Below are 23,124 nucleotides of genomic sequence, written 5' to 3' on the forward strand. Positions count from 1 at the left end.
CCGCTGCTTCACGGCAGCTCTGCGGCGCCGAAAGCGGCTTCCTGCTCCGCAAAATGCCGTGTTAGAACCCCGGTCGCGTAGAGGCTTAAGAACTGGCGGGAGCAAATGAAACACATCCTGGACGCCCTTGAAGATCGTCGCGCCGGCGCAAAGCTCGGCGGCGGGGAGAAGCGCATCGAGGCGCAGCACGCCCGCGGCAAGCTGACCGCGCGCGAGCGGATCGAGCTCTTGCTCGACAAGGGATCGTTCGAGGAATTCGACATGTTCGTCGAGCACCGCTCCACCGAGTTCGGCATGGAGAAGACCAAGGTCCCCGGTGACGGCGTCGTGACGGGTTGGGGCACCGTCAACGGCCGCAAGACGTTTGTGTTCGCCAAGGACTTTACGGTTTTCGGCGGTTCGCTGTCTGAAACGCACGCGCTGAAAATTACAAAACTGCAGGACATGGCGATGAAGGCGAGGGCGCCCATCATCGGCCTCTATGACGCGGGCGGCGCCCGCATCCAGGAAGGTGTCGCGGCGCTCGCCGGCTACTCATACGTGTTCCGCCGCAACGTGCTTGCCTCGGGCGTGATCCCGCAGATCTCCGTCATCATGGGCCCTTGCGCCGGCGGCGACGTCTATTCGCCGGCGATGACCGATTTCATCTTCATGGTGAAGAACACCAGCTACATGTTCGTCACCGGCCCCGACGTGGTAAAGACCGTGACCAACGAGGTCGTCACGGCGGAAGAGCTCGGCGGCGCCTCGGTGCACGCCACGCGCTCCTCGATCGCGGACGGGGCCTTCGAGAACGACGTCGAGACGCTGTTGCAGATGCGGCGCCTGATCGACTTCCTGCCGTCCAACAACACCGACGGCGTGCCGGAATGGCCGAGCTTCGACGACATCGGACGCGTCGACATGTCCCTGGATACGCTGATCCCCGACAATCCGAACAAGCCCTACGACATGAAGGAACTGATCCTGAAGGTCGTGGACGAGGGCGATTTCTTCGAGATCGCGGATTCCTTTGCCAAGAACATCGTCACCGGCTTCGGGCGCATCGCGGGCCGCACCGTCGGCTTCGTCGCCAACCAGCCGATGGTGCTGGCCGGCGTGCTCGACAGCGACGCATCGCGGAAAGCGGCCCGCTTCGTCCGTTTCTGCGATGCCTTCAACATCCCGATCGTCACCTTCGTCGACGTGCCGGGCTTCCTGCCCGGAACCGCGCAGGAATATGGCGGTCTGATCAAGCATGGCGCAAAGCTGCTGTTCGCCTATTCGCAGTGTACCGTGCCGCTGGTCACCATCATCACCCGTAAGGCCTATGGCGGCGCCTTCGACGTCATGGCCTCCAAGGAGATCGGCGCCGACATGAACTACGCCTGGCCGACCGCCCAGATCGCGGTGATGGGCGCCAAGGGCGCGGTCGAGATCATTTTCCGCTCAGACATCGGCGACGCCGACAAGATCGCCGCCCGGACTAAGGAATACGAAGACCGCTTCCTGTCGCCCTTCATCGCAGCCGAGCGCGGGTATATCGACGACGTCATCATGCCGCACTCGACGCGCAAGCGGATCGCGCGAGCGCTGTCGATGCTGAAGGACAAGAAGATCGAGACGCCGGCGAAGAAGCACGACAATTTGCCGTTGTGAAAGCACGTAGCCCCGATGAGCGAAAGCGACATCCGGGTCTTTGCCTGGGCCTCGCATGTCGCTTTGCTCGTGCGGGTAGTAATTCTCTTGAAGTGGCATGACCGAAGACGACCTCACCGACGAAATTTCCGACATCGAAGATCGGATCGAGCGGCTCGCCGAGATCGCCGAGCGGTGCCGGAAGTATATCCTTGCGTCCAAGATCGCGATCGGCGGCGGGGCCGCGCTGCTGCTGATCACGATCCTTGGCCTGCTCGGGATGGGGCAGTCCGCCGCGCTTGGATCGATCGCGCTGGTGCTGGGCGGGATCGTATCGCTCGGCTCGAACGTCTCTACGCTGCGCCAGACCGAGAGCGCTATCAGCGCTGCGGAGGCGCGCCGAGCGGCGTTGATCGGCACGATCGACCTTCGCCTGGTTGCCGATACCCCAATGAAGCTGGTGTGACGCGGCGCGCGGTCGAATGCTTCACGCGGCGGCTCTGTGCGTCAGCACGGACAACTCGGAGCGGCATTCGGCCGCGAATGCCTGAAGTCGCTCGGCAGTCTGCCGGTCAAGGATCGCCTTCGCCAGCCGCTCGGCGCGGGCAAGCTGGTCTTTGAGATATTCGATGCGGGCCATGTGATCCTCCGTTGCTTCGTTCCGGTCGGGGTGACTGTACGGCCAAGGTGAAGCCAGTTAAGTGAGGCGCATCACACCTCGCGAGCCTTATCCGCTGCGGCGAAATGCGCCATTTGGTCTGCGTGGGCTTTTGCAAACGCCGGTCGACCCGTAGCCCGTGCGACGTAGGCGCGGCAGGCAGGACTGTCCGCCAGGCCGCCGAAACTATCCACGACGCGCAGCACATCCGACATCAGGATGTCGGCGATGGAGAAGGAACCGGCCAGCCATTCGCGGCTGGCCAGCACCGGCTCGAGATGCTTGAGCCGAAGCTTGAGGAAGTCGTCCACGAATTTCCACGCCGCCGTGTCGGTCGGATGTCCCATGAACTTCGACATTCCCCAGGGCAGGCTGGCCATCTCCACCGAATTGAGCGCGGCGAACACCCATTCCGTCGCCTCGACGCGACCGCGCGGGTTGGCGGGCATGAGTTTCGCACTTAGCCCGCCGAGATGCAGCAGGATCGCGCCGCTCTCGAAGATCGAGAGGTCGCCATCGGTCAGCCACGGCACCTGGCCGAACGGCTGGTGCGCGAGATGCGCGGGCCCGCGATCGTCGAACGGAGCGCTGGCGACACGATAGGGCAGCGCCGCTTCTTCGAGGGCCCAGCGCACGCGAAGATCACGCACGAAGCCTCGCGGCGGTTCGGGAACCCAACTGAAGGTGGTCAGGGTGAGGTCGGCCATTTGCTGTCTCCGTGTCCTGGTTCGAAGCAAAGGACGAGGGAAGGGCGCCCAGTCCGACACCGATGCCGACTCTTTTTGTCGCCGGCGACCAGAGCGGCTAGTCTCATTCCAAACACAGGAGGAAACCCGATGCCGTCAGCCTTCTTCGTCGTCCGCGCCATTGTCTCCGACACCACCAAGCGCGCCGCCTTCGACCGGTGGTACGAGACGGAACATTTGCCCGACGCCGTGAAGGCATTTGGCGTCAGCAAGGCATGGCGGTACTGGAGCCTTGATGATCCCTCGCTGCACCAGGCGATTTATCAGTTCGATGACGAGGCCAAGCTCGCGGCTATGCTGAAAGGTGACGCGCTGCAAAAGCTCGTCGCCGATTTCAACCGCGACTGGCCGGACGTGAAGCGTACACGCGAGACGCTGGTGCTGGCGCAGGAGTTTTCGCAGTAGGGCACACCGAATCTCCGCTACGCAACGAATCTGAACATGCGATTCAGCCTCGGTTCATGTCGTGCCCGCGACACTCCTTCTGCATCACTTGCTCGGTAGACTGGAGGACATGTCATGGAGCGTCGAAACTTTTTGAAACTTGCACTCGGGGTGACGGCGGGCGCCGCCGCATTCGCTGCGACCGCGCAGGCCGCACCGCTGTCGCCGCAGCCGCTCAGTGAGCCCGCTCGCACCCCGCAAGGCAATCCCGACGCTCGTCCTGCCGTCACCACCGGCGAGGAAGCCGCCAACCTGACGCCCGAACAGGTTCACTGGCATGGCCGCCATCGCGGCTGGGGCCATCGTCATTGGCGCCGGCATCGCCGGCGCTGGCACCGCCGTCACTGGTAAGCTCGCGGTCAATAGCGAATCGGACGGGGATCGCAGCCAGCGGTCCCCGTTTCGATTCCGAGTTGCTCGGCAAACGAATCGTCGGCGGCAAACTCTGAAAACGAAGATGGCCGCGCAGGCTTTCGCCGCGCGGCCATTTTGCAATGCAAATGGACCAGATCAGAACGGGCGGCAGCGGCCGGCGTACCAGCGGAAGCCATAGGGGCACGCGCGCGCGCGGGGCACGACGACGACCGGCGGGGCTACATACACGGGGCCCGGGCGCACCACGACTGCGCCGCGCATCGGACGGCAATTTCCATAGGGACCGCGATAGAACCCTCGGCCGCAACCCTCGGCGGCGCTGGCCGCCTCGCTGAAACCGACGACCGCGCTGGCGAGCATGGCGGCGGCGAACAGGTATTTCATTTGGTCTTCCTTCTCGTCCTTGGGGGCAAGTTCTTGGGGGCACGTCTTGGGGGCAAGTCTTGGTGGCAAGTCTTTGGGGTTGGCGCTTGCGGCGCACAATGAATCAAAAGACACGATTCGACATGTCAAATCTTGCAACACATCGACACGGCGCGATCCAAACCTGCCAATCATGACCTGAATGCGGCATGAACATTCGCCGCATGCGGCCTTGGGCGACAGAAGCTTGGCGCTTGCGGATGGAAAGTCCGGCATCCGCACCTAAAGCGCGCGTGGTCAGTCCTTGCTGTTACCGAACAGCGCGGCAAACTGCTTCTCGCCGGTGCGGGTGAAGTTCACGACACGGCTGCCGGGCGTGGCGTCGCGCGCCGCCCATTTCAGTTCCGCGAAACGCTGCATCATGGAGGCTCCCAGCGTGCCGGCGAGGTGATGCCGCCGCTCGCTCCAGTCGAGGCAGGCCTTGCACACGGGGCGGCGCGGATGGGTCAGCATATCGGGCGAGATCTGCAGATGTTTGGCGAGGAAGCGCTCGCCCTCGGCCGTCAGCTCGATCTCCTGCTTCTTCTGCCGGACCAGATTGCGCTCGCGCAAGGAATCCAGCATTTGCACGCCGAGATCGCCGGCGAGATGGTCGTAGCAGATCCGCGCGCGCCGCAATGCCGGATCCTTCGGCCCGGTGCGCACCCGCATGTGGCCGGTCCGCGCCGCAAGTCCTGCAAGACCTTCGAGCACGCCGGCGACGTCGTCGTCGGTGAGGCGATAGTAACGGTGGCGGCCTTGCTTCTCTGGCTCGACCAGCCCGCCGGCCTCGAGCTTGGACAGATGCGAGCTCGCAGTCTGCGGCGTGATGCCGGCCTCCTGCGCCAGCTCGCTCGCCGTCAGGGCGCGGCCGTTCATCAGGGCGGTGAGCATGTTGGCGCGGGCGGGGTCGCCGACCAGCGCAGCGATCACGGCGATGTCGGGTCCTGATTTCATGCTTCGATGGTAGCCGAAGCATCGCGGTGAGACAAGGGCGTAGCCTGTCGCAGCAAACACTTCATTGCGAGCGAAGCGAAGCAATCCAGTGCTTCAGCGGCGACGGTGCCGCACGCGCTTTCGCAACGACAAAGAATACCAAAGGAGCCCACCATGTCCCTCACCGTCTTCATCCGCTACCAGCTCGACCCCTTCAAGCGCGCGCAGTTCGAGGAATATTCGAAACGCTGGCTCACCATCATCCCGAAATGCGGTGGCGATCTGATCGGCTATTTCATGCCGCACGAGGGCACCAACAACATTGCGTCCGCGCTGATCACCTTCGACAGTCTCGCCGCCTATGAGGCCTATCGCGCCCGGCTGCGGCAGGACGCAGAGGGCATGGCGAATTTCCATTTCGCCGAGGAGCACAAATTTATCATGGCCGAAGAGCGCACCTTCCTGCGCCAAGTGGTCTTATAAGGGGTATTGTAGGCGAAATAGCAGCAGGAGATGCCCATGATCGCCGTGATCTTCGAGGTCTGGCCCAAGCCCGAACACCGCCAGGATTATTTCGACCTCGCAGCCGATCTGAAGCCGCTGCTGCAAACGATCGACGGTTTCATCTCGGTCGAGCGTTTCGAGAGCCTAAGCGAGAAGGGCAAGATCCTGTCGATGTCGTTCTGGCGGGACGAGGCGGCGGTGCAGGCCTGGCGCAACACGATGGAGCACCGGCGCACCCAGGCCAAGGGCCGCGCAAATATCTTCGCCGACTATCATCTGCGCATTGCCAGCGTGATCAGGGACTACAGCATGAACGATCGCGAGCAGGCGCCGAAGGATAGCCGTGCGGTGCACGACGCGCACTAGCGCTGCCAGGCGCGCACTGGCGCTGCCAGGCGCGCACTGGCGCTGCCGCGTGAGCGCGCCTATGTCTGCGCGGCAAATAGGGGAGAGAAACATGCACGTGACAACTGCTGACAAGCGCGCGACGTTCAAGAAGATGCACGAGAGCGGATGCTTCATTCTGCCCAATCCGGTCGACGTCGGAAGCGCCAAGGCGTTGCAGCATCTCGGTTTCAAGGCGATCGCCTCATCGAGCGCGGGCTTTGCCTGGACCATCGGCAAGGCTGACAACCACATCAATGTCGAGGAGGTCTGTCAGCATCTGGCAGCATTGAGCTCGGCCGTCGATATTCCGGTGAACGCCGACTTCGAGGGCGGCTTCGCGGTCGAGCCGGACAGGGTCGCGGACAATGTCGAGCGCTGCGTACGCACCGGCGTTGCCGGCCTGTCGATCGAGGATTCCACCGGTGACAAGGACGCGCCGATCTACGAGCGCACGCTCGCGGTCGAGCGCATCAAGGCCTCGCGCAAGGCGATCGGCGACAGCGGCACGCTGCTGGTCGGCCGCTGCGAAGCCTATTTGTGGGGCATGACCGATCTCAAGCTGGTCATCGATCGGCTCACCGCTTACGCGGACGCCGGGGCGGATTGCCTTTACGCACCGGGCCTGAAGACCCGGGAGGACATCGTTGCCGTGGTGAAGGCGGTGCATCCCAAACCGTTCAACCTGCTGATCGGCGGCTCCGGGCTGTCGTTGCAGGAAGCTGCCGATCTCGGCGTGCGCCGGATCAGCGTCGGCGGTTCACTCGCACGCGCCGCCTGGGGCGGCTTCATGCGCGCGGCGAAGGAAATGGCGGAGAAGGGCACTTTCGCGGAGCTCGCGAGCGGGTATCCCGGCGGCGAGCTCAACAAGATGTTCAGCTAGGAACAACGAAAACGGCGGGATGTAAATCCCGCCGCTGTTGCATGTTGTTGCAAATCGTTACTTCGCGCCCTCAGCCGGGGCTGGCGTATCCGGAGCGGTCTTGCTCGGCGCTGCGCCCGTGGTTACGCCCGGCCCGGTGTTGGTGCGCGGCGTCACGTCGCGCACGCCCGGAGGTGCGGCCGGATTGGCAGACGGCGCCTGCTGCGCGGTCTGCGTCGCCGGCGTGTTGCTCGCTTGGTTGCCGGTGTTCGTATTGTTCAGGCCGTAGAAAACGGCACCCAGCACCAAGGCGATTGCCACTGCGAACAGGGCTACCTTGCCGCTGGAGGCCGGGCCTTCGCCAAGCTCCGGGTCGGCCTGAAGTTGGGCATCCCGTCGCGCCGCGTTGCCATACTCATCATCGGCGAGATTCGGGCGGTACGGATCGTTGGTGAAACGGTCGTCAGCCATCGATTGGGTCTCCTCGATTATTGTGGCTGGACAACCGTTAGATGCGAGGTTCAGTTCCGCCCTCCCTAAGGCTTTCGTCGCATGTTGCCCTCCTGCCGGGAATCGGGAACCACTCTGGCAGGGGAACTGGACGCGAGTTCCATCGCGGCGAGGAAGGAATAAACCGGTGTGGAGCCTGCCGCCGACGGATAGCGTGCTGCATTTCCTGGCCCTGGTCGCGATAGCCGCCCAAGGCATGACGGCTGCGCTGGCTGCCGGACGCCGCAGCATGGACTGGTTGGGGGTCTGCTTTCTCGGCTGCATCACCGCGCTCGGCGGCGGCACGTTGCGCGATCTCTTCCTCGGACATTATCCTTTGGCGTGGGTGCAAAACCCCCTCTATCTCGCGCTCGCCGGCGGTGCGGCCTTCCTCACCATCCTGATCGCGCGTCTCGTGCACCGACTGAAGGTGGCCTTCATCGTGCTCGACGCCATCGGCCTCGTCGTCTTCACCATGATCGGCTGCGACGTTGCTTGGCAGATGGGTGCCTCGCTGCCGATCGTGATCGTCTCCGGCATGGTGACGGGCTGCGCCGGTGGCGTGTTGCGCGACGTGCTCTGCAACGACGTGCCGCTGTTGTTTCGCTCCGAGCTCTACGCCAGCGTCTCGGTGGTGACAGGGCTGTTCTATGCAACCGCGTTCGGCCTCCATCTTAATGCCGAGCTCTGGACGATCTTGACCTTCGTGCTCGGCCTCAGCTTCCGCCTGCTCGCGGTCCGCTACAAATGGGAGATGCCGAAATTCGTGTTCACCGAGGATGGGGAGCGGTGAGCGCCTGCGCGAGCAAACGCCGAACAGCGAATAGATCGGGCCATTCGTTACTCACTCCTGCGCATTCGCCCCTCGCGTCCTCGCCTTCGCCACCTGCGCCGGCGTCACCAGCAGGCCCGCATTGCCCCAGGAGTTGCGGATGTAGTTCGTGACCGCCGCGATCTCCTCATCGGACAGCTGCTTGTCATATGCCGGCATCTCGCCAGTATTGGGCGCGCGTGGCGTCGTCACGGTATGGGCGCCGTCGAGGATGATGCGCAAGGTGGAGGACGGATTGATCGATTGCAGCAGCGCGTTGCCGGGCAGCGGCGGATAGATCCGGGGCGCGCCTGAGCCGTCGGCTTCATGACAGGCGATGCAGAGTTTTGCGTAGACCGCCTGGCCGGCCTTCATCTCGGCGTCGTCAGGCGGCGTTACGATCGTCTCGCGCCGTGCCGGCGGCAGGCCCTTCAAGTAAACCGCGATCGCACGCACATCGGCATCGCTCATCTTCGAGGTCGCGTTGACGACCACTTCCGCCATCGGTCCTCCGGCGTGGCTCCTGGCGTTGCGTCCGCTCTGCAAATACTCCGTGATCTCAGCCTCGCTCCACGACTTCAGCCCAGTGCGGGAAGCGCCATCGAGGCGCGGGGCAAACCAGCCGCCGATCTCATTGCCGGATAGCGCCTGCGTGTCCCTGTCGGCGCCGAAATAATTCTTCGGCGTGTGGCAGGCGCCGCAATGACCGAGCCCGGTGACGAGATAGCCCCCTCTGTTCCAGGCCGCGCTTCTGCTCTGGTCGGGCTCGAACAGGCCGGGTTTGAAATACACGGCGTTCCAGACTCGCATCAGGCCGCGATAGCCGAACGGCCAGCGCAGCTCCGGCGGCTTGTTGCGGCTCACGACAGGCGCCAGCGTGCCGAGATAGGCGCGGATCGCCAGCGTGTCGTCCTTCGTCATCTTCGTGAAGTAAGGGTAGGGGAACGCCGGATAATAGTTCGAGCCGTCGGGCGCGATGCCATAGCGCAAGGCGCGGGTGAAATCGGCGTCGCTCCAGGCGCCGATCCCGGTGTCGCGGTCCGGGGTCAGGTTCGGCGCATAGATCGCGCCGAAGGGTGTGTCGATGCGCTTGCCGCCCGCGAACGGCTTGGCGGGATCGGCGGTGTGGCAGCCCGCGCAATCGCCGGCCTCGACGAGCGTCTTGCCGTAGGCGATCAGCTCCGACGACGGCTCGGCCGCGTCTGCAACGCTTGCAACCGCACTGCACAACGCCAAGCCCGCAACGGCCAGGCCGGCCAGAATTGTCCGCATCGAAGCCACTCCTGCGACCAAACGCCCGCATTCCCGCCCGAGGCGCCGTCAATTCATTTCGCGGCGGCGGGGGTATGGTGACACAAATTGCAAATGGCCAGCGTGTTTCAGGCCACGAAATTGCGATTTTTACCCGGCGCTCCCTTTAGTCCAGATTTGTGATGCGGATGGTGAAATATCCGACATAGAGTGGCGGAGTTGGTCGGCGCGCCCTAGCTAAAAATAACGGGCAAGCAACGGCTTAAGGCAAGACCTGAACAGGGCGTTGGAAAGAGGACAGCATGGGCATCAACCAGGGTCCGATCAGTCTCGATCAAAAATACACCCAGGAAACCGGACACGTCTTCACCACAGGCATCCAGGCGCTGGTCCGCTTGCCCATGGCCCAGATCCGGCGCGACCGCGCCAGCGGCCTCAACACCGCGGGCTTCATCTCCGGCTATCGCGGCTCGCCGCTCGGCGGCTACGACCAGCAGCTCTTTGCCGCCCGCAAGCATCTCGAAGCCTACAACATCAAGTTTCAGCCCGGCGTGAACGAGGATCTGGCGGCCACCGCCGTCTGGGGTTCGCAGCAGCTCAACCTCTCGCCCGGCGCCAAGTATGATGGCGTGGTCGGCATCTGGTATGGCAAGGGCCCCGGCGTCGACCGCTGCGGCGACGTGTTCCGCCACGGCAATGCCGCAGGCTCGGCCAAGAACGGCGGCGTGCTGTGCCTTGCCGGTGACGACCACGGCGCAAAATCCTCCACGGTCCCGCATCAATCCGACCATGCCTTCATGTCGGCGCTGATGCCGTATCTATATCCATCGAGCATCCACGAGATGATCGAGATGGGCCTGCTCGGCATCGCGATGTCGCGCTACTCGGGCTGCTGGGTCGGCATGAAGGTGATCACGGAGACGGTGGAGACCACCGCCGAGATCGACCTCACCGACGAGATGACGCCGTTCGTGATCCCGACCGATTTCGAAATGCCGGAGGGTGGCCTCAATCTGCGCTGGCCCGACGATCGCTTCGCCCAGGATCGCCGCCTGCAGGACTACAAGGGCTTTGCCGCGATCGCTTTTGCGCGCGCCAACAAGGTCAATCGCATCACCATGGATTCGCCGAACGCCCGCTACGGCATCATGGCGTCCGGCAAGAGCTACGAGGACATCCGTCAGGCGCTGCGCGAGCTCGGTATTACACCCGAGGTCGCCGCCAAGATCGGACTTCGATTGTACAAGATCGGTATGCCGTGGCCTCTTGAGCCGGAAGGCGTCAGGCAATTCGCTGTAGGTCTCGAGGAAATCTTCATCATCGAAGAGCGCCGCGAGATCGTCGAGAATCAAGTGAAGCAGGAGCTGTTCAACTGGCGCGACGACGTCCGTCCCCGCATCATCGGCAAAATGGACGATCACGATAAGCGCTTCCTTCCCTTTGCTGAAGAACTCAGCGTCGCTTCCCTGGCCAGTTCGCTGACCGAGCGCCTGCTTCGACTTGATCTCAATCCCGAAATCGCAACGATGCTGCGCGCCAAGGCCGATTGGTTCAACGGCCGCCAGGCTTCGCAAATGCAGGCGACAGCGCCTGTCGCCCGCACCCCGTATTTCTGCTCCGGCTGCCCGCACAACACCTCGACCAAGGTGCCCGAAGGCAGCCGCGCCTTTGCCGGAATCGGCTGCCACTTCATGGCGCTCTGGATGGATCGCTCCACCGAGACCTTCACCCACATGGGTGGCGAGGGTGTGCCGTGGGTGGGCGTTGCCCCTTTCACCAAGGAAGAGCACGTGTTCGCCAATCTCGGCGACGGCACGTATTTCCATTCCGGCAGCCTTGCGATCCGCCAGGCGGTCGCCTCCGGCGCCAACATCACCTACAAGATCCTCTATAACGACGCGACCGCGATGACCGGCGGCCAGCATGTCGACGGCGAATTGTCGCCGCAGCAGATCACCTTCCAGCTCCATAGCGAAGGCATCCGCGAGATCTATCTGGTCTCGGAGAACCCTGACGCCTATCCGGCGAACGAGATCGCGCCAGGAGTCAAAACCGCGCATCGAGACGAGCTCGACGCCGTCCAGAAAACGCTGCGCAAGATCAAGGGGGCATCCGCAATCGTGTTCGTGCAGACCTGCGCCGCCGAGAAGCGCCGCCGCCGCAAGCGCGGCACGCTGGAGGATCCGGCCCGCCGCGTGCTCATCAATCCCGCGGTGTGCGAAGGCTGCGGCGATTGCTCAGTGCAATCGAACTGCATTTCGGTCGAGCCGCTGGAGACCGAGTTCGGCCGCAAGCGCGCCATCAACCAGTCGACCTGCAACAAGGATTATTCCTGCGTCAAAGGTTTTTGCCCGTCCTTCGTCACCGTCGACGGCGGCAAGATGCGCAAGCGCGCGCCGGCCGGCGTTGGCGATATCGGCACGCTGCCTGAGCCGGCATCGCGCCCCAATCTGGATAAGCCCTACAACATCGCGGTCGGCGGCGTCGGCGGTACCGGCGTGCTGACCATCGGCGCGCTCCTGGGCATGGCCGCGCACATCGAAGGCAAGGCCTCGATGATCCTCGACATGTCGGGCCTGGCGCAAAAGGGCGGGGCGGTGCTGAGCCATGTGCGCCTGTCCGATCATCCGGCCGAGGTCACCTGTTCGCGCATCGTTACCGGCACGGCTGACGTTGTGCTCGCGGCCGATGAGGTGGTCGCGGTCGCCAAGGACACCATCTCGCTCTGCGACACCAGCCGCACCCGCGGCATCATCAACAGCCACGTCATTCCCACCGCAGACTTCGTCCTCAACCGCGATTTCAACTTCCAGACCCGCAAGCTGAACGGATTGCTGGAGACGGCGCTGCACGAGGAGTCGGTGTTCTTCGATTTCACCAAGCCGGCCGAGCAGCTGCTCGGCGACAGCATCGCCACCAACATGATGATGATGGGCTACGCCTACCAGAAGGGCCTCTTGCCGCTGTCGGCGGAGTCGATCGAGCAGGCGATCGAGGTCAACGGCGTCTCGATCAAGATGAACAAGGAGGCGTTTCGCCTCGGCCGCCTCGCCGTCGCGGACCCCCAGCGTCTCGCCGACATGCTCAAGGGAACGGACGAGGTCATCGCGCCCAAGACCCTGGACGCAATGACACTCGACGAAGTCATCGAGCACCGCGCTAGGCATCTGACCGCCTATCAGAATAGCCGCCTCGCCGAACGTTACCGCAAGCTGGTCGATCAGGTCCGCGATGTCGCGGTGAAGGGTGGTTATGATGAGGCGCTGCCGCGCGCGGTCGCCGTCAACTATGCCAAGCTGCTGGCCTACAAGGACGAATACGAAGTCGCGCGCCTCTACTCCGACGGCGCCTTCGAGCAGCAGCTCCGCGACCAGTTCGAGGGCGAATTCAAGTTCAGCTTCAACCTGGCTCCGCCGATCTTGGCGAGCGGCGTCGATGCGCTGGGACGTCCGAAGAAGCGCGCGTTCGGCCCGTGGATGCTGAACGTGTTCCGTGTGCTGGCCAAGTTCAAATTCCTGCGCGGCACCGCGCTCGACGTCTTCGGCCGTAGCGCCGACCGCAAGCTCGAGCGCGATCTGATCGCCGGCTACGAGAAGGACGTCGCCACCGTGCTCGGCCTGTTGTCGCCAGTCACGATCGATACCGCGGTCGAATTGCTGTCGCTGCCCGACCGCATCCGCGGCTACGGCCCGGTGAAGGAGAAGGCGGTGAACGACGCCAAGCTGCGCTACGCCCAACTCGCGGCTGATCTCGCCAGCCCGCCGCCGGCGCCAAGGCAGATCGCTGCGGAGTAGGGTGATCTCGTAGGGTGGGCAAAGGCGCAAAGCGCCGTGCCCATCATCTCACCAGGATTGCAGGAGAACGCGGGGACGCTTCCGCCTTCGCTCTTCGAGCTACGGCGGACAAGTCGCTTTGTCCGTCTTACGAATTCCGGTGTGAAACCAACGACCGGTCTACTGTGCATGGGGTTGTTTTCGCAAAATCGAAGCGCCGGGCAGAGCACCTCTACGATGTTGCTCGGCCTGTCGTGCCCCGCTCTGCGCATCAACGCTGAAGCGATGCAGCGCGTCCGGGACACGAGAGCTCGCCAATTGCGCCAACCCGCTGCCCTCTCGCGGGGCGGAATATTTCCGCGCTTGCCAAGCTGCCATCCGCGGTTCAGAAAAACGGAGCAACAAGAAACGCCAGCGGAGACCTGAAGTTTGACCATCAAGGGCAAGGCCTACATTGCCGGGATATTCGAACACCCGACCCGGCACGCGCCGGACAAATCCACCGCGCAGCTCCATGCCGAGGTCGCCAAGGGCGCGCTCGAGGATGCCGGGATCAGCAAGGACGACGTCGACGGCTATTTCTGCGCAGGGGACGCCCCCGGCGGCGCCTGGCCGATGGTCGATTATCTCGGCCTGAACACCAGGAAGCTCCGCCACGTCGATTCCACCGAGACCGGCGGCTGTTCCTATATCATCCATCTCGGCCATGCCGCCGAGGCGATCGCGGCGGGCAAGTGCTCGATTGCGCTGATCACGCTGGCCGGCAAGCCGCGCACCGGGGTGATGCCGCCGCGTGCGGCCGGTGCCGAGGCCGATTTCGAGTCCGCCTACGGCGCAACCACGCACAATGCCTATGGCATGTGTGCCATGCGCCATATGCACGACTACGGCACCACCTCGGAGCAGCTCGCCTGGATCAAGGTCGCAGCGTCGCATCACGCGCAATACAATCCGCATGCGATGCTCAAGGACGTCGTCACCGTCGAGGACGTCCTGAACTCGCCGATGATCTCCGATCCCTTGCATCGCATGGATTGCTGCGTCGTCTCCGACGGCGGCGGTGCGCTGATCGTGACGACGCCGGAGATCGCCAGGAGCCTCAAGAAGCCGCTGGTCAAACTGATCGGCCACGGCGAGGCCATGAAGGGCCCGCGCGGCGGCAAGGATCTCGATCTCACGTACTCCGCCGGCATCTGGTCCGGCCCGCGTGCGTTCGAGGAAGCCGGCATCACGCCGAAGGACATCAAGTATGCCTCGATCTACGACAGCTTCACCATCACCGTGCTGATGCAGCTCGAGGACCTCGGCTTCTGCAAAAAGGGCGAGGGCGGCAAGTTCGTCGCCGACGGCAATCTGATCTCGGGCGTGGGCAAGCTGCCGTTCAACACCGATGGCGGTGGCCTCTGCAGCAACCATCCCGTCAACCGTGGCGGCATGACCAAGATCCTCGAGGCCGTGCGGCAACTGCGCGGTGAGGCCCATCCGAAGGTGCAGGTCAAGAATTGCGATCTCGCCATCGCCCACGGCACCGGCGGGCTTCTCGGCGTCCGCCACGCCGCCTCGACGGCGATTCTGGAGCGCGTGTGATGAGCGAAGCCAAGAAATATCCGGCCCCCGTGACGAACCCCGAGACCGCCGCGTTCTGGGACGCGGCCAAGCAGGGCAAGTTCATGATCAAGCGCTGCACCGCCTGCGGCGAAGCGCATTACTTCCCGCGCGCGATCTGCCCGTTCTGCTACTCCGACAAGACGGTGTGGGAGGAGTCTTCGGGCGAAGGCACGATCTACACTTACAGCTTGATGCGGAAGTCGCCGACCGGTCCTTACGCGATCGGCTACGTCACTCTGAAGGAGGGACCGTCGCTCCAGACCAATTTCGTCGATTGCGATCTGACGACGTTGAAGATCGGCCAGAAGGTGAAGGTGGTGTTCAAGCCGACCGATGGCGCGCCGCTGCCGTTCTTCACGGCGGCCTGACTTCTTCCCTTCTCCCCTTGCGGGAGAAGGTGGCGCGAAGCGCCGGATGAGGGGTATTTCTCCACCGAGAAATTGTTCGATGCGGAGCGAACCCCTCACCCAAACGAGTTTGTTGCACGGCTCTCGCGGCCCTCTCCCACAAGGGGAGAGGGCAGATTAACGAGCGCCGCTGCTCGCTGAGAACAACGCCGGGAGGAAACCAGAAAAATGTCCGCCAGATACGAAGAGCTGAAATCCCTCAAAAACCTCGGCCAGAAATATGCCTACACCGACCGCGAGGTGATGCTCTACGCCTGTGGCATCGGCCTCGGCGCCGATCCCATGGATGAAAACGAACTCGCCTTCGTCAACGAGGGCACGCTGACGCCGCGGCCGCTGAAGGTGGTGCCGACCTTTGCCTCCGTCGCCGCGTGGGGCTCGGGGCCGGGCGAGATGAATCTCAACCGCGTGATGGTGGTGGACGGCGAGCGCGACATCACCTTCCACCAACCGCTGCCGGTGGCCGCGAACATCACGGCCGACTCGACCGTCGTCGAGATCTACGACAAGGGCAAGGACAAGGGCGTCGTCATCGCTCACCAGACCGTGCTGAAGAACGAGAAGGACGAGAAGCTGGCAACGCTGGTCGCCTCGCGCTTTGCCCGCGGCGACGGCGGCTTTGGCGGGCCAAGCCTGACCCAACCCGATCCGCACAAGATCCCCTCGCGCAGTCCCGACAAGACCATCGACATCACGACGAGGCCCGACCAGGCGCTGGTCTACCGCCTCTGCGGCGACCGCAATCCGCTGCACTCCGATCCCGAGTTCGCCACGAAGGCCGGCTTCCCGCGCCCGATCCTGCACGGCATGTGCACCTATGGCATCACGTGCCGCGGCGTGCTCCAGACCTATGCCGACTACGACGCCAGCGCCTTCCGCCAGCACGTCGCGCGGTTCTCCTCGCCGGTCTATCCGGGCGAGACCGTGACCATGGACCTCTGGAAGGACGGCAACGTCATCTCGTTCGAAGCCAAGGTGAAGTCGCGCGGCGTCACCGTGATCAAGAACGGCAAGACGGTGCTCGCGTAACTCTCGTGCCCCGGACGCAGCGCAGCGCTCCTTAGCGGTGCGCTGCAGAGCCGGGGCCCAGAGGGTCCCAACCAAGAACTGGGTCCCGGCTCTGCGAAGCAGCGTTGCGCGCTGCATCGCGTCCGGGACACGAGAAAACGAAAACAAGGAGAAGCCACCATGGGACTACTCGACGGCAAGGTCGCGCTGATCACCGGCGCGGGCGGCGGGCTCGGTGAAGCCTACGCAAAGCTGTTCGCGCGCGAAGGGGCCTCGGTCGTTGTCAACGACCTCGGCGGGCCCCGCGACGGCTCCGGCGCCGACAAGTCGATGGCGCAGCTTGTGGTGGACGCGATCACGGCCGAGGGCGGCAAGGCCGTTGCCAACGGCGCCGACATCTCGACAATGGAGGGCGGCCAGTCTGTATTCGACGACGCCATCAAGCACTTCGGCCGCGCGGACATCCTGGTCAACAATGCCGGCATCCTGCGCGACCAGACCTTTACCAAGGCCTCTGAATCGGATTGGGACAAGGTCATCAAGGTGCATCTGAAGGGCACCTTTTGTTGCACCATGCCGGTATTTCGCTGGATGCGGGAAAACGGCGGCGGTGTCATCGTCAACACCTCCTCGACATCAGGGCTGATCGGCAATTTCGGCCAGACCAACTATGGAGCTGCCAAGGGCGGCATCTGGGGCCTGTCCAACGTGCTGGCGATCGAGGGCCGCAAATACAACATCCGGATCTGGACGCTAGCGCCGGGCGCGCTGACCCGCATGACCGCAGACCTGCCCCGCTATAAGGAGAACCCGGGCGCGGCGCTGGGGCCGGACGGCATCGCGCCGGCCGTGCTATACATGGTCAGCGACTTGTCGGGCGACCAGACCGGCAAGGTGCTGGGCGTGTCCGGGCCCCGCGGCGTGCGCGAGATGCGGATGATGGAAATGGAAGGCTGGAAACCGCCGCACACGGGCTGGAAGGCCCAGGACATCGCCGATCATGCCAAGGAGATCTTCTTCTCCGACGAGCAGATCAAGATGGGGGCGCGGCGGTTTTAGACTTTTCCGTCATTCCGGGGCGTGCGAAGCACGAACCCGGAATCTCGAGATTCTCAGGTGCGCAATTGCGCACCAGAGTTCGGCTCTCCGAGCCGCCGCGGAATGACGAACAAGGGATGCAGGACTGATGAAACTCACCGCCGAGGCCAAGGGCACCTTCGCAATCGCGCCGACGCCGTTCCACGACGATGGCCGGATCGACGAGCGCTCGATCGACCGCCTGACCGATTTCTACGAGGAGGTCGGCTGCGACGGCGTCACGGTGCTGGGCATCCTCGGTGAGGCGCCCAAGCTCGACGCCACTGAAGCCGAGCAGGTGGCGGTGCGCTTCGTCAAGCGTGCCAAGACAATGCAGGTGATCGTCGGCGTCTCCGCGCCAGGTTTTGCCACCATGCGCTCGTTGGCAAGGGCCTCGATGGAGGCCGGTGCGGCCGGTGTGATGATCGCGCCGCCGCCGTCCTTGCGTACTGATGACCAGATCGTCGGCTATTTCAAGCAGGCCGCGGAAGCGATCGGGCCTGATGTACCCTGGGTGCTCCAGGATTATCCGCTGACGCTGTCGGTGGTGTTCACGCCCGCCGTGATCCGCAAGATCGTCATGGACAATCCGAACTGCGTGATGCTCAAGCACGAGGACTGGCCGGGGCTGGAGAAGATCACGACACTGCGCGGCTTCCAGAAGGACGGTTCGCTCCGTCCGCTTTCGATTCTCTGCGGCAATGGCGGCACGTTCCTCGACTTCGAGATGGAGCGCGGTGCCGACGGCGCCATGACTGGCTACGCCTTCCCGGAGCTTCTGATCGACGTGGTGAACCTCTCGAAAGCCGGCAAGCGCGATGCCGCGCATGATTTGTTCGACGCGCATCTGCCGTTGATCCGCTACGAGCAGCAGCCCGGTGTCGGCCTGACCATCCGCAAATACGTGCTGCAGAAGCGCGGCATCATCGCCTCCAGTGCCCAGCGCAAGCCCGGCGCCACGATCACGGCGATGGCGCGGGCGGAGGTCGAATATTTGCTGTCGCGCGTCGCCCGTGTCGACAAGCGCGCCAATCTCGGCCCGCAATCCAGCGCCGCAGGTTAGTTGCATGGCCGAGACATCAGCATCACGCCCGGCCTCGACGATCCTCCTGCTGCGCGACGGCGTTCAGGCCGACGGCAAGAGCCGCGGCGCGATTGAAGTCTTCATGATGGTTCGCCATCATCAGATCGAGTTCAATTCGGGCGCGCTGGTGTTTCCCGGCGGCAGCGTCGATGCCGGCGACAAGGAGATCGTCGCCCGCTCCGACCTGTATTCCGGCGGCGAGGGTCTCAGTGAAGGTGACCGCGGATTTCGCATCGCCGCGATCCGCGAGACCTTTGAGGAGAGCGGCATCCTGCTGGCGCGGTCGAAGGAGACGGGCCTGCCGATCGACGCCGAGCGCGCCGGTGAGATTGCGAATGCGCATCGCGTCGCGCTGAACGAGCACAAGGTCAGCTTCCTGAGCATCCTGACCGACAACAGCCTGCAGCTCGCGCTCGACACGCTGGTGCCTTACGCGCACTGGATCACGCCGGAGGGCATGCCGAAGCGTTTCGACACCTGGTTCTTCCTTGCCGCGGCGCCGCCCGATCAACTCGGCGCCCATGACGGCCGGGAGTCGACCGATTCGATCTGGGTCTCGCCGCGCGAGGCGGTGGAGGGCGGAGAAAGCGGCCGCTTCAAGTTGCCGTTCCCGACCACGCGCAATCTGATCCGGCTGGCGAAGCAGCAAACGGTGCAGGCGGCGATGGAGCATGCCCGTGGCATGTCGATCGTCATGGTGATGCCGGTCATGACCAAGACCGAAACCGGCCGCCAGCTCCGCATCCCCCGCGAGGCCGGCTATGACGGCGAGGTGTTCGAGGTGGGGGCGCTGGGCTAATACACTTCGACGCGTGACGAAGTATCGAGGATCGCGGTCACGCTATGTTCCGTCCATCGCGAATGGATGGGACGCACAGGATGATTAACCGGCAGGGCACCAACATTGCCGTCGAGCTGGCGCTCCTGGTCGCCCTCGCAACGCTCTGGGGCGGCTCCTACACCTTCATCAAGCTCGGCGTTGCCACCATCCCACCGATTACGCTGATCGCGGCGCGCACCACGATCGCAGGCCTCCTGCTGCTGGCCGTCATGTGGGCGCGCGGCATCCGCATGCCGACGGATGCCGCCACCTGGCGGCGCTTCGCCTTCCAGGCCGTGCTCAACAGCGTCATCCCCTGGACGCTGATCGCCTGGGGCGAGCGCCATGTCGATGCTACGCTGGCCACCATCCTCAACTCGGCCGGCCCGATCTTCACCTTCCTGCTCACGGCGGTCGTGACCCGTCACGAAGCGACGACACCACGAAAGCTGTTCGGCGTCGTCGCCGGCATGGCCGGCATCCTGCTGATCGTCGGCGTCGACGCCTTTCACGACATCGGTAGCGGCCTCGTCGCGGAGGCGGCGATCGTTGCCGCCACGATCTGCTACGCCTGCGCCGCGATCTTCGGCCGCAGCTTCAAAGGTCTCGACCCCATGGCGCCGGCAGCCGGCTCGCTGCTGGCCGGGGCCGCCGTCCTGATCCCCGCCTCGCTGGTGGTCGAACAGCCCTGGACGCTGTCGCCCTCGCAAAGCTCAGTGCTGGCGCTGCTCGCGCTCGCCGTGTTCTCGACGGCCGCGGCCTTTGCGATCTATTTCCGCCTGATCCAGACCCTGGGCTCGGTCGGCACCACGGCGCAGGCCTATCTCCGCGTGCCCATTGGCGTCGCCATCAGCGTCGCCTTCCTCGGCGAGAGCCTGAGCCGGACCGCCTGGATCGGGCTGGCCTGCGTCGTTCTCGGCGTTGCCGCCATGACGATCCCGGGCCGGCGGCGGGCCAGTATCGAAGCGTCATAGCTTGGGGTAAGGGGGCTCCGAGGGCCGCAATATTAACGATAATCGGCGGCCCGAGGCATGTTCCCCCCGGGCGGCAATACGTCGTATATTAGGCCCCCGATATCCCGGTCCTCAAAGCCCAATGTCCGCCGAATTGACGCCGCCCCCTGAGAAAAAGCGAACATTCTCGCTCTCCATCGGCCAGCTCACTTTCGGCAGCTTCCTGTTGGTGCTGGCGGTGATCATCGTCACCTCGACCGCGAGCGTGATCGCGATCCGGCACATCGACACGACCTTTGCCGAGCTGCAACGGCTCCAGAGCGTTGGTGACCTCGCCGAGGACATCGACCGTCGCATGAACGAGCTGCGGCTCGCCGCGCGCGACTTCGTCACCGATCCCGGCGCGGGCACCCAGTTCCAGCAGGTCGGCGAGGCGGCCTCGACGCTCAGCGACATCCTGAAGAAGACCCGCATCGAGCTTGCACCCGAGCAGCAGGACATGATCGATGGGGTCACCGAGCGCCTAGCGACCTATCGGAGCGGCCTCGAACGGATCTCGACCCTGATCGATCGCCGCGCCCAGCTGCTTGCCAGCCTGCCGCCGCGGCGCGACCAGTTCGACGCAGTCGTCGCAGGCACCGCCGACCGCGAGCTGGCGTCCCGCTTGTCCGAGGCGCAGAGCCGCATCGCGCTCGGGCTGCTCGCGCGCAACCCGTCCGCTGCGGAGCAGGCCGCGCAGAACATGCGGGCGCTGAACATTGGCGATGCCGGACTGAAGTCGGCAGTGAACGATTATGCCGAGGCCATCATGGCCGTGGCCGTCCGCGAGCGGCAGATCGCCGACATCGACCGCGAGGTGCTGGGAACCGAGGGCCGGCTGATCGGCCGCGTCACCGAATTGCTGCGCGAAGTCAGCGACCGGCGCGGCCACGTGCTGTCGCGCGACTTTGCCCGTACGCTGACGGAAGCGCGGTGGCAGAGCATCGTGCTCGGCACCATCGGCGTTCTGATCGGCATTCTCGCGGCGGGCTTCGTGGTGCGCAGGACGGTCCGTCCGCTCGCCCAGATCGCACGTTCCATTCGCGCGCTTGCGGCGGGCCAGAAAGACACCTCGATCCCGTCAGCCGACCTCGACAACGAAATCGGCGACATCGCGCGTGCGGCCGAAGTGTTCCGCCGCGCGCTGGAGGAGGCCGATACTGCGCGCGAGGCGGCCGTGCGCGCGCTCACCGAGCAGCGCCTCGCCGAGGAGAGCTACCGGAAACTGTTCGAGGGCTCGGTCGACGGCATCTATGTGACGACGCCGGCCGGCGATCTGCTCAACGCCAATCCGGCGCTGGCGCGGATGATGGGCTACGACAGCCCGCAGCAGCTGATCGACAGCATCAAGGACATCGCCCACACGATCTACGTCCATCCCGAGGCGCGCGTCGAATACCAGCGGCTGATGGCGCGCGACGGCATGGTGCGCGAGTTCGAGTATCAGGTGCGCCAGCGCAGCGGCGACATCCTGTGGCTCTCCGACAGCGCCACCGGCGTGCGCGACGAAACGGGCAACATCGTCCGCTACGAGGGCACGCTGCGCGACATCACCGACCAGAAGCGGGCGGAAGACGCCATCGCCGAAGGCCGTCGCCTGCTCCAGCAGGTCATCGACACCGTGCCCGCGGTGATCAACGTCAAGGACCGCGACCTGCGCTACGTGCTGATGAACCGCTACATGGCCGGAATCTTCGGCATCGAGCCGGGCGATGCGCTCGGCCGCACCACGGCCGACCTGATGTCGCGCTATGGCGCGGCCAAGTCGGACGAGAGCGACAAGAGGGTGCTCAAGCTCCGCAAAGGCCTTGGCTTCTACGAGGAGGAGTACGAGGATTCCTTCGGCAACATGCGGCAATGGCTGGTCAACAAGCTGCCGCTGCTCGATGCCGAGGGCGAGATCGAGCGGATCGTCACCGTCGCGCTCGACATCGGCGAGCGCAAGCGCGGCGAGCAGGAGATGCGCAAGGCCAAGGAATCCGCCGAGACCGCGCTGCGCAATCTGCGCGAGACGCAGGCCTCGCTGATCGAGGCCGAGAAGCTCGCGGCGCTCGGACGCCTGGTCGCCGGCGTCGCGCACGAGGTCAACAATCCCGTCGGCATCAGCCTCACGGTCGCTTCCGCGTTGGAGCGCAAGACCGCGATGTTCACTGCCGAGGTCGAGCGCGGCGAGCTCCGCCGCTCCACGCTCAACGACTACCTCAGCACCAGCCGCGACGCATCCTCGCAGCTCGTCTCCAATCTCAACCGCGCCGCCGAACTGATCCAGTCGTTCAAGCAGGTCGCGGCCGACCGCAACTATTCGGACCAGCGCAACTTCGATCTCGGCGACCTCACCGAGCAGGTGGTGATGAGCCTGCGGCCGGGGCTGCGCAAGCACAATCTGACGCTCAACGTCGAGTGTCAGCCCGATCTCACCATGAACAGCTATCCGGGCCCGTACGGCCAGGTGCTGACCAATCTGTTTCTCAATTCAGTGGCTCACGCTTTCCCGGACGGCCGGCCCGGGACCATCGACATTCAGGTGCGGGAGTCCGGCAAGGACAATGTCGAGATCATCTTCTCCGACAATGGCTGCGGCATGTCGCTCGACGTCCGCCGCCGCGCCTTCGATCCGTTCTTCACGACGCGACGCGACCAGGGCGGCACCGGCCTCGGCCTGCACATCGTCTACAGCATCGTCACCAACCGGCTCGGCGGACGGCTCGATCTCGATTCCGAGCCCGGCAGCGGCACGCGTATCCAGATCATCCTGCCACGCGCGGCACCGCTCGAGCAGGCCGCGGAATAGCTAAAGCACGATCCGGAAAAGTGCGCAGCGATTTTCCGAAAAGATCATGCTTAAACAACAACCTAAAGCGCGATGGCGATTTGTC

At 64.3% G+C, this 23,124-nt stretch carries 23 protein-coding genes; 17 read left to right on the top strand and 6 right to left on the bottom strand.

Translation table 11 applies throughout. The annotated features are described in order from the left end of the window. Nucleotides 1-105 precede the first annotated feature (105 nt). On the top strand, nt 106-1,638 hold the full coding sequence (locus IVB28_RS12515; RefSeq protein ID WP_247526481.1) for an acyl-CoA carboxylase subunit beta: 1,533 nt from the start codon (nt 106-108) through the stop codon (nt 1,636-1,638). A 97-nt stretch (nt 1,639-1,735) separates the two neighbouring features. Continuing rightward, nucleotides 1,736-2,083 carry a hypothetical protein gene (locus tag IVB28_RS12520; protein WP_247526482.1) on the top strand — a complete coding sequence of 116 codons (348 nt, stop codon included), beginning with the start codon at nt 1,736-1,738 and terminating at the stop codon, nt 2,081-2,083. 21 nt (nt 2,084-2,104) lie between these two features. Here IVB28_RS12520 and IVB28_RS12525 read toward each other — a convergent pair whose 3' ends face one another. Beyond that, a complete protein-coding gene (locus tag IVB28_RS12525; RefSeq protein WP_247526483.1) occupies nt 2,105-2,257 on the bottom strand; it encodes a hypothetical protein in 153 nt (50 codons plus the stop codon). A 71-nt stretch (nt 2,258-2,328) separates the two neighbouring features. Beyond that, on the bottom strand, nt 2,329-2,982 hold the full coding sequence (locus IVB28_RS12530; protein ID WP_247526484.1) for a glutathione S-transferase family protein: 654 nt from the start codon (nt 2,980-2,982) through the stop codon (nt 2,329-2,331). A 129-nt stretch (nt 2,983-3,111) separates the two neighbouring features. Between IVB28_RS12530 and IVB28_RS12535 the strand changes: the two genes are divergently transcribed. Further along, nucleotides 3,112-3,426, top strand: coding sequence for a hypothetical protein (locus tag IVB28_RS12535; RefSeq protein WP_247526485.1), 315 nt, complete (start codon nt 3,112-3,114; stop codon nt 3,424-3,426). Nucleotides 3,427-3,540: 114 nt separating this feature from the next. Next, nucleotides 3,541-3,816, top strand: coding sequence for a twin-arginine translocation signal domain-containing protein (locus IVB28_RS12540; RefSeq protein ID WP_247526486.1), 276 nt, complete (start codon nt 3,541-3,543; stop codon nt 3,814-3,816). 159 nt (nt 3,817-3,975) lie between these two features. Here the strand turns inward: IVB28_RS12540 and IVB28_RS12545 are convergent, their stop codons facing one another. After that, nucleotides 3,976-4,224, bottom strand: coding sequence for a hypothetical protein (locus IVB28_RS12545; protein WP_247526487.1), 249 nt, complete (start codon nt 4,222-4,224; stop codon nt 3,976-3,978). Between the two features lie 276 nt (nt 4,225-4,500). Continuing rightward, nucleotides 4,501-5,199, bottom strand: a complete 699-nt coding sequence (locus IVB28_RS12550) for an ArsR family transcriptional regulator (RefSeq protein ID WP_247526488.1) — start codon at nt 5,197-5,199, stop codon at nt 4,501-4,503. Nucleotides 5,200-5,352: 153 nt separating this feature from the next. Here IVB28_RS12550 and IVB28_RS12555 point away from each other — a divergent pair, with 153 nt between their 5' ends. The 3 genes from IVB28_RS12555 to IVB28_RS12565 all read left to right on the top strand — a co-directional run bounded on the left by IVB28_RS12555 (nt 5,353) and on the right by IVB28_RS12565 (nt 6,949). Beyond that, nucleotides 5,353-5,661, top strand: a complete 309-nt coding sequence (locus IVB28_RS12555) for an NIPSNAP family protein (protein WP_247526489.1) — start codon at nt 5,353-5,355, stop codon at nt 5,659-5,661. 36 nt (nt 5,662-5,697) lie between these two features. Next, complete coding sequence (locus IVB28_RS12560; protein ID WP_247526490.1) at nt 5,698-6,048, top strand: antibiotic biosynthesis monooxygenase; 351 nt, start codon at nt 5,698-5,700, stop codon at nt 6,046-6,048. Nucleotides 6,049-6,139: 91 nt separating this feature from the next. Continuing rightward, a complete protein-coding gene (locus tag IVB28_RS12565; RefSeq protein ID WP_247526491.1) occupies nt 6,140-6,949 on the top strand; it encodes an isocitrate lyase/phosphoenolpyruvate mutase family protein in 810 nt (269 codons plus the stop codon). Between the two features lie 57 nt (nt 6,950-7,006). Here IVB28_RS12565 and IVB28_RS12570 read toward each other — a convergent pair whose 3' ends face one another. Continuing rightward, nucleotides 7,007-7,399, bottom strand: coding sequence for a hypothetical protein (locus IVB28_RS12570; protein ID WP_247526492.1), 393 nt, complete (start codon nt 7,397-7,399; stop codon nt 7,007-7,009). A 166-nt stretch (nt 7,400-7,565) separates the two neighbouring features. Here IVB28_RS12570 and IVB28_RS12575 point away from each other — a divergent pair, with 166 nt between their 5' ends. Beyond that, nucleotides 7,566-8,210 (top strand): trimeric intracellular cation channel family protein, encoded by a 645-nt coding sequence (locus IVB28_RS12575; protein ID WP_247526493.1) that lies wholly within the window; start codon nt 7,566-7,568, stop codon nt 8,208-8,210. Between the two features lie 51 nt (nt 8,211-8,261). Here IVB28_RS12575 and IVB28_RS12580 read toward each other — a convergent pair whose 3' ends face one another. After that, nucleotides 8,262-9,500, bottom strand: coding sequence for a c-type cytochrome (locus tag IVB28_RS12580; RefSeq protein ID WP_247526494.1), 1,239 nt, complete (start codon nt 9,498-9,500; stop codon nt 8,262-8,264). 281 nt (nt 9,501-9,781) lie between these two features. Here IVB28_RS12580 and IVB28_RS12585 point away from each other — a divergent pair, with 281 nt between their 5' ends. From IVB28_RS12585 to IVB28_RS12625, 9 genes are all read left to right on the top strand, one after another. Continuing rightward, entirely contained in the window at nt 9,782-13,273 is a 3,492-nt protein-coding gene (locus IVB28_RS12585; protein WP_247526495.1) for an indolepyruvate ferredoxin oxidoreductase family protein, read from the top strand. A 408-nt stretch (nt 13,274-13,681) separates the two neighbouring features. Then, the gene (locus IVB28_RS12590) at nt 13,682-14,839 is read left to right on the top strand and encodes a thiolase domain-containing protein (protein ID WP_247526496.1); all 1,158 of its coding nucleotides are present in this window, start codon (nt 13,682-13,684) and stop codon (nt 14,837-14,839) included. After that, entirely contained in the window at nt 14,839-15,228 is a 390-nt protein-coding gene (locus IVB28_RS12595; RefSeq protein ID WP_247526497.1) for a Zn-ribbon domain-containing OB-fold protein, read from the top strand. The genes IVB28_RS12590 and IVB28_RS12595 overlap by 1 nt, the downstream gene beginning before the upstream one ends. A 207-nt stretch (nt 15,229-15,435) precedes the next feature. Continuing rightward, nucleotides 15,436-16,296 carry a MaoC family dehydratase gene (locus IVB28_RS12600; RefSeq protein WP_247526498.1) on the top strand — a complete coding sequence of 287 codons (861 nt, stop codon included), beginning with the start codon at nt 15,436-15,438 and terminating at the stop codon, nt 16,294-16,296. A gap of 159 nt (nt 16,297-16,455) precedes the next feature. Beyond that, complete coding sequence (locus IVB28_RS12605; RefSeq protein ID WP_247526499.1) at nt 16,456-17,334, top strand: SDR family oxidoreductase; 879 nt, start codon at nt 16,456-16,458, stop codon at nt 17,332-17,334. 127 nt (nt 17,335-17,461) lie between these two features. Next, nucleotides 17,462-18,415, top strand: coding sequence for a dihydrodipicolinate synthase family protein (locus IVB28_RS12610; protein ID WP_247526500.1), 954 nt, complete (start codon nt 17,462-17,464; stop codon nt 18,413-18,415). A 4-nt stretch (nt 18,416-18,419) separates the two neighbouring features. Beyond that, complete coding sequence (locus IVB28_RS12615; protein ID WP_247526501.1) at nt 18,420-19,235, top strand: NUDIX hydrolase; 816 nt, start codon at nt 18,420-18,422, stop codon at nt 19,233-19,235. A gap of 80 nt (nt 19,236-19,315) precedes the next feature. Beyond that, on the top strand, nt 19,316-20,230 hold the full coding sequence (locus tag IVB28_RS12620; protein ID WP_247526502.1) for an EamA family transporter: 915 nt from the start codon (nt 19,316-19,318) through the stop codon (nt 20,228-20,230). Nucleotides 20,231-20,351: 121 nt separating this feature from the next. Further along, the gene (locus tag IVB28_RS12625; RefSeq protein ID WP_247526503.1) at nt 20,352-23,039 is read left to right on the top strand and encodes a PAS domain S-box protein; all 2,688 of its coding nucleotides are present in this window, start codon (nt 20,352-20,354) and stop codon (nt 23,037-23,039) included. Nucleotides 23,040-23,124: the final 85 nt, after the last annotated feature.

The sequence above is a fragment of the Bradyrhizobium sp. 199 genome (genome assembly GCF_023073355.1).
Classification (GTDB): Bacteria; Pseudomonadota; Alphaproteobacteria; order Rhizobiales; family Xanthobacteraceae; genus Bradyrhizobium.

What these genes read in the sequence shown, in the direction of transcription:
- IVB28_RS12520 (WP_247526482.1), top strand. Translation starts at nt 1,736, where the DNA reads ATGACCGAAGACGACCTCACCGACGAAATTTCCGACATCGAAGATCGG.
- IVB28_RS12615 (WP_247526501.1), top strand. Translation starts at nt 18,420, where the DNA reads ATGGCCGAGACATCAGCATCACGCCCGGCCTCGACGATCCTCCTGCTG.
- IVB28_RS12625 (WP_247526503.1), top strand. Translation starts at nt 20,352, where the DNA reads ATGTCCGCCGAATTGACGCCGCCCCCTGAGAAAAAGCGAACATTCTCG.
- IVB28_RS12550 (WP_247526488.1), bottom strand. Translation starts at nt 5,199, where the DNA reads ATGAAATCAGGACCCGACATCGCCGTGATCGCTGCGCTGGTCGGCGAC.
- IVB28_RS12610 (WP_247526500.1), top strand. Translation starts at nt 17,462, where the DNA reads ATGAAACTCACCGCCGAGGCCAAGGGCACCTTCGCAATCGCGCCGACG.
- IVB28_RS12620 (WP_247526502.1), top strand. Translation starts at nt 19,316, where the DNA reads ATGATTAACCGGCAGGGCACCAACATTGCCGTCGAGCTGGCGCTCCTG.
- IVB28_RS12580 (WP_247526494.1), bottom strand. Translation starts at nt 9,500, where the DNA reads ATGCGGACAATTCTGGCCGGCCTGGCCGTTGCGGGCTTGGCGTTGTGC.
- IVB28_RS12560 (WP_247526490.1), top strand. Translation starts at nt 5,698, where the DNA reads ATGATCGCCGTGATCTTCGAGGTCTGGCCCAAGCCCGAACACCGCCAG.
- IVB28_RS12585 (WP_247526495.1), top strand. Translation starts at nt 9,782, where the DNA reads ATGGGCATCAACCAGGGTCCGATCAGTCTCGATCAAAAATACACCCAG.
- IVB28_RS12605 (WP_247526499.1), top strand. Translation starts at nt 16,456, where the DNA reads ATGGGACTACTCGACGGCAAGGTCGCGCTGATCACCGGCGCGGGCGGC.
- IVB28_RS12600 (WP_247526498.1), top strand. Translation starts at nt 15,436, where the DNA reads ATGTCCGCCAGATACGAAGAGCTGAAATCCCTCAAAAACCTCGGCCAG.
- IVB28_RS12525 (WP_247526483.1), bottom strand. Translation starts at nt 2,257, where the DNA reads ATGGCCCGCATCGAATATCTCAAAGACCAGCTTGCCCGCGCCGAGCGG.
- IVB28_RS12535 (WP_247526485.1), top strand. Translation starts at nt 3,112, where the DNA reads ATGCCGTCAGCCTTCTTCGTCGTCCGCGCCATTGTCTCCGACACCACC.
- IVB28_RS12540 (WP_247526486.1), top strand. Translation starts at nt 3,541, where the DNA reads ATGGAGCGTCGAAACTTTTTGAAACTTGCACTCGGGGTGACGGCGGGC.
- IVB28_RS12530 (WP_247526484.1), bottom strand. Translation starts at nt 2,982, where the DNA reads ATGGCCGACCTCACCCTGACCACCTTCAGTTGGGTTCCCGAACCGCCG.
- IVB28_RS12515 (WP_247526481.1), top strand. Translation starts at nt 106, where the DNA reads ATGAAACACATCCTGGACGCCCTTGAAGATCGTCGCGCCGGCGCAAAG.
- IVB28_RS12570 (WP_247526492.1), bottom strand. Translation starts at nt 7,399, where the DNA reads ATGGCTGACGACCGTTTCACCAACGATCCGTACCGCCCGAATCTCGCC.
- IVB28_RS12555 (WP_247526489.1), top strand. Translation starts at nt 5,353, where the DNA reads ATGTCCCTCACCGTCTTCATCCGCTACCAGCTCGACCCCTTCAAGCGC.
- IVB28_RS12595 (WP_247526497.1), top strand. Translation starts at nt 14,839, where the DNA reads ATGAGCGAAGCCAAGAAATATCCGGCCCCCGTGACGAACCCCGAGACC.
- IVB28_RS12545 (WP_247526487.1), bottom strand. Translation starts at nt 4,224, where the DNA reads ATGAAATACCTGTTCGCCGCCGCCATGCTCGCCAGCGCGGTCGTCGGT.
- IVB28_RS12565 (WP_247526491.1), top strand. Translation starts at nt 6,140, where the DNA reads ATGCACGTGACAACTGCTGACAAGCGCGCGACGTTCAAGAAGATGCAC.